Here is a 4,394-nt window from a genome sequence, read left to right as displayed (position 1 = left end):
GGTTAGATAAGCTAAACTTATAATAGGTTTGGCGATGGGGGTTCATTATGAGTGACTTTATTGAAAAAATTAACCTTCGGGGAAAAGCGGAAGAAAATATTTATTTTGCTAAATTAAACCAGAAATTGGTCGAGGCATTACGTGAAAAAAGGGCTCAAAAAGCCAATAAAGAAAACGTTCAGTGTAATGAGACACTCACTGAACAGAGGGTCTCCGATGATAAACAATCCCGCAGGTAAATATTTTATGGTTCAAATTAAATGAGTTGGATTTGTCATGTCAGTTTGGTTGAGGATAAATCATTTCCAATTTGTAAGCGTCCGATGCGCAGACGCAGCGGGGGTTTTACATAATTTTTGTACTAATGCAAAAGGAACCCTTGCCATGTTATAACGCTGCTGAATTTTATTAATCATGGTCAACCACACTTTGGCTGTCATTTCTGAATCGAATAAAGCACGGTGATACCCTCCCTCGGTTTGAATATTTAAATAATCAACCAAAGTCCCTAATTTATGATTAGGTGCATCCCGCAGTAGTCTTCTTGCTAAAAGCATTGAACAACTAATTTGTCCAGGGTAGCGCCTTGATATTCTGTGTAATTCAGCATCTAAAAAGTTTTTATCAAAGGAGGCGTTATGGGCAACAAGATTATCAGAGCCGATAAAATCACAAAAACTATCCATCACCACCGCGCAGGGCTCAGCTTCCGCTAACATTTTATTACTTATGCCGGTAAAGTTTTCAATAAAAGAATTGATCCTCATACCCGGGTTCATTAGCGCCTGAAACCGATCAACCAACAGACCATTTTTGATCCGCACTGCCCCTATTTCAATCGCCCTATCGCCCATTTTGGGCGATAAACCTGTTGTTTCAAAATCAAATATGACAATATTATTAGCATCAGACATTTTACGGTTTCACTTTCTAAGACGATTAATAAATAACAAAATTATTTTATTATTTTATTATTTTTGTGGAAATCTGCTAAATACAAAGAAAGGCAGATAATGAACAGCTACTATTTTTCACGTAATTTTAACACTGCTTTTTTGGCCGATTCGAAAGCAAAACGTGTAATATCTACGTCTGCCAATTTTACCCACTCAACAGCGGCAACATCATCTTGCGCTTGAACAGTTGGCTTTTCATCTAATTCAACCACAAAGAAAGCATCACAGGTTTTATATTCCACATCCTTATACAAATAGGTATTACTGTTGGAGAATATATATTTTGCAGCTGTTACCGTAATGTCTAATTCTTCATACAATTCGCGCACCACGGCGTTTTCAAGTGATTCATCCGGGTCAACAAAACCACCGGGAAGATCCCACATACCTATCCCCGGGTTTCTGCCTCTTGTTGCAACCAGCAGTTCATCTTGACAACAGATTGCGACCATCACAGCAGCTGCTGTGTTCTGGAAAAAGGTAAACTGGCATTGGCCACAAAAAAGTTTTTTAGAGGAAATAGTTTCAAGTGACTTTAAACCGCATTGAGGGCAATAAAACATGGATTCTCCAAGATAAAAAAATAAAAGCTTCTTTATATTAGGCTTATATAAGCCCTATAACTGCCCCATCTTAGCATCCTGGTCACATCCAGATATAGACTAATTTCAGCTTCGCTAATAAAATACGCGAATAATCCTGCTTACCTTATAAGAGCGGGACAAAAAAAATTGCTAAGCTATTAACCATTACCTTTTCGATTTTTAATGTTTTTATCTTCTAGATATAAAAAAGTGCATCCTCTAGAGCATTATTTTCACCAGAGTCATGCGTCTTTTATACACGCCATTTTATTGAGCAGCCCATGCTGGGAGTTTGGTTTTGCGGACCCTGACCTGTTTTGGCTATCATACGCATGGCATAGACCAGTTCATCAGATCTTCCGCGATATTGAAGTTCGCCTTTACTGTTAAAACCAAAAAAATCAGGCGTACAGACCGCGCCATATTGCTTACCAATTAACTGTTCTTTATCGACTAGATAGGGGAAAGTAAAACCATATTGTTTAGAAAATAGCTTCATGTTCTCCGGTGAGTCGGCCGTTACATATTCATAATCGTTGGACATAATTGCCAGTACATTAATACCTTCTGCCATCAATAACTTTGTATCTTCTGCCAGCTGCAGGCCAATGCGCTGAACGTACGGACAATGGTTGCAGATAAAGACAATTAATAAGCCTTTCTCTCCGAGGTGTTCACTCATGGTGAAACTTTTGCCGTTGGCATCTTTTAATGTAAAATCCGGGGCTTTCCAGCCGAAATCACAAATAGGCGTATCCAGTAGCATAGTTGAAATCCTCTATTGTTCAGTAAGTGTTCAGTGTGATAAAAAGACGACCGTCATGAGCCGCTTAACACATATCAAGATCTACCCTGAAGCCATTTATGTTGCCGTCTCTTTAAAAATAAGATGAGTGTCATTCACTCGCTGATCTTATTTAAAAGTGTAGGGTATCAAGGTAAAATCTGCCTCGTCATCCCACTTAAAGACGATTTTTAAGATTATTCAAGATATTTTTGTCATCTCGTTAACGGTGAACAGATCAAGCGCACCTTTAGTGTTGGACACGAAGTCTTGCAAGTGTTTTCCGTCCATGTGTGCCTGCCAAAGATCACGCGTTTCCCATTTTTCATAAAAAACAAAGTGAGCTGGGTTTTCATTGTCCTGGTGCAAATCGTAATTGACGCATCCTGCTTCAGCAAGGGTGATCTCGATAAGCTTTAAAAGCTCGGATTTTATTAAATCAACTTGATCTGCTTTAGCGATAATGTTTGCAACAATAGTTAATGTACTCATTTATCATTTCCTTGTTATCAGTTAATCTTAAGTTAAGTCTGTTTTCTCAGTAACGAGGGCCTATTGACCTTTCAAATACAAATTATTGAAAAAATGTACACTAATGGTCAACAGCGCCTAAGACAATAAGTTACTCAGGTAATTTAATACGTACAATATGATAAGGTTTTGTACCCTGCGCCTCACCTTCATTCAGTGGTGCTGTAAGGTGCAACTGGTTTTGTGTGATGTATATCCAGCCGTTATCAATAGCAAATCCATCGGGCCATGAAAGCAGTGTCTTATCTTGAGCTAATACTGAATATCCCGCTTTATTGACAATCCCTACTGCTGAATTTTCAATGTCGCCAGTATAAACATTGCCTTTATCATCAATGGTGATGCCATCGGACGGACGTTTTTGTCCAAATAATTCAATGCTTGCTGCGAGTTTTATATCCGTGGCATTATCGTCGGCCAGTACACTGGTCGGAATACGGAATAAGTCACTGCCATTAACCGTACCAAAGTAAACCCAGTTGTTTTGACTGTCGATAGCGATTGGATTTAACCCTAAATAGATTGCATCAATTGTGCCGTCTTCGCGTGATGCACCCAGTAATGAGCCATCAATAACCACATCGTGCTTTGGCGGCATCAATTTAGCGTTTGCTTCAAGTACACGTCGAGATTGACCGGTTTCTAAATCAACGACCACAAAAGCAGGTTTTGTTAAGCCGGCAAGATTACCCAGCGTGGTATCGGCAATGTAAATCTTGTTTCTCTGTTCATCAATCGCAAAATCTTGCAGGAAAGAGTTAGCGAGCAAAGCATTTTTTTCAATAGGAATGATTTTAAATAAGCTGTTTTTAATACTATCCCAGCCAACGAGTTTAGCCTGACTGGTTGCGCTTCCCATATCTAATATCCAGATGATACCTTCTTGGGTGGTGTGCACGCCGATCACGGCAGCAAATCCTACTTCACCTTTCTCTGGGCCATCTGCCCAGTCAAGCGTTGGAAATGGTTGTAACGTACCGTTTGCCATCAGCTCAACGACCCGCAATTCAGGGCCATCTAAAGGTTGCTGCGAAAGGATCATCCGGCCATTAGGTGTGATGGTTATATTACCTGGTCGGGTATTGGTCAGCTCTGCGACCACTTCAATATCGCTGGTCGCGGCTGTCGCGGCGTTAAAACACAGCACAGTAGATAATGCCAATAAGGTTTTTACAATTTTCATCAGTATTTCTCTTTATTTGTTTGGATTAACAGCTTTTGTGTTAACCCTATTTTTAAAACGCTAATTTTTTAAACACTAAGCTCAATTCGCTTAGAAACCTTGTAAAACAATCTTACCGATTGAACGACCTGTTTCTAAAGCTTGGTGAGCAGCGCGTAGATTCTGAGCATTGATTGATCCGAGGTTTTGACCCAGTGTGGTTTGGATATAACCCTGGTCAATTAAATCCGCTACGCGGTTTAGCAAGCGGCCCTGCTCATCCATATCTGCGGCCTTAAACATTGAGCGTGCAAACATAAACTCCCAATGCAGTGAAAGACTCTTCATCTTCAGTTTGGTGATATCCAAGGCCTGCG

7 protein-coding genes are annotated in these 4,394 nt (G+C 40.0%); 1 reads left to right on the top strand and 6 read right to left on the bottom strand.

What is annotated here, in order from left to right; all coding sequences use genetic code 11:
- Positions 1-47 precede the first annotated feature (47 nt).
- Positions 48-239, top strand: a complete 192-nt coding sequence (locus ACJAZP_RS19930; RefSeq protein ID WP_415232487.1) for a hypothetical protein — start codon at positions 48-50, stop codon at positions 237-239.
- 60 nt (positions 240-299) lie between these two features.
- Here ACJAZP_RS19930 and ACJAZP_RS19925 read toward each other — a convergent pair whose 3' ends face one another.
- The 6 genes from ACJAZP_RS19925 to ACJAZP_RS19900 all read right to left on the bottom strand — a co-directional run.
- Complete coding sequence (locus ACJAZP_RS19925; RefSeq protein WP_415232486.1) at positions 300-914, bottom strand: PolC-type DNA polymerase III; 615 nt, start codon at positions 912-914, stop codon at positions 300-302.
- Between the two features lie 110 nt (positions 915-1,024).
- On the bottom strand, positions 1,025-1,519 hold the full coding sequence (locus ACJAZP_RS19920) for an NUDIX hydrolase (protein WP_415232485.1): 495 nt from the start codon (positions 1,517-1,519) through the stop codon (positions 1,025-1,027).
- A 274-nt stretch (positions 1,520-1,793) separates the two neighbouring features.
- Positions 1,794-2,306: a thioredoxin family protein gene (locus tag ACJAZP_RS19915; protein ID WP_415232484.1), complete on the bottom strand. Its 513-nt coding sequence runs from the start codon at positions 2,304-2,306 to the stop codon at positions 1,794-1,796.
- Positions 2,307-2,525: 219 nt separating this feature from the next.
- Positions 2,526-2,816, bottom strand: a complete 291-nt coding sequence (locus ACJAZP_RS19910) for a putative quinol monooxygenase (RefSeq protein ID WP_415232483.1) — start codon at positions 2,814-2,816, stop codon at positions 2,526-2,528.
- A 130-nt stretch (positions 2,817-2,946) separates the two neighbouring features.
- On the bottom strand, positions 2,947-4,038 hold the full coding sequence (locus tag ACJAZP_RS19905) for an L-dopachrome tautomerase-related protein (RefSeq protein ID WP_415232482.1): 1,092 nt from the start codon (positions 4,036-4,038) through the stop codon (positions 2,947-2,949).
- 90 nt (positions 4,039-4,128) lie between these two features.
- Positions 4,129-4,394 (bottom strand): zinc-binding dehydrogenase (locus ACJAZP_RS19900; protein ID WP_415232481.1); only part of this gene is annotated, 266 nt, incomplete at its 5' end.

It is taken from the genome of Psychromonas sp., from assembly GCF_047632955.1.
Lineage (GTDB): Bacteria > Pseudomonadota > Gammaproteobacteria > Enterobacterales > Psychromonadaceae > Psychromonas.
Note: the sequence above shows the minus strand (reverse complement) of the source record. Positions and strands in the feature narration are given on the sequence as shown.

Coding starts and splice junctions, on each gene's coding strand:
- ACJAZP_RS19925 (WP_415232486.1), bottom strand. CDS start 914: ATGTCTGATGCTAATAATATTGTCATATTTGATTTTGAAACAACAGGT.
- ACJAZP_RS19930 (WP_415232487.1), top strand. CDS start 48: ATGAGTGACTTTATTGAAAAAATTAACCTTCGGGGAAAAGCGGAAGAA.
- ACJAZP_RS19905 (WP_415232482.1), bottom strand. CDS start 4,038: ATGAAAATTGTAAAAACCTTATTGGCATTATCTACTGTGCTGTGTTTT.
- ACJAZP_RS19915 (WP_415232484.1), bottom strand. CDS start 2,306: ATGCTACTGGATACGCCTATTTGTGATTTCGGCTGGAAAGCCCCGGAT.
- ACJAZP_RS19920 (WP_415232485.1), bottom strand. CDS start 1,519: ATGTTTTATTGCCCTCAATGCGGTTTAAAGTCACTTGAAACTATTTCC.
- ACJAZP_RS19910 (WP_415232483.1), bottom strand. CDS start 2,816: ATGAGTACATTAACTATTGTTGCAAACATTATCGCTAAAGCAGATCAA.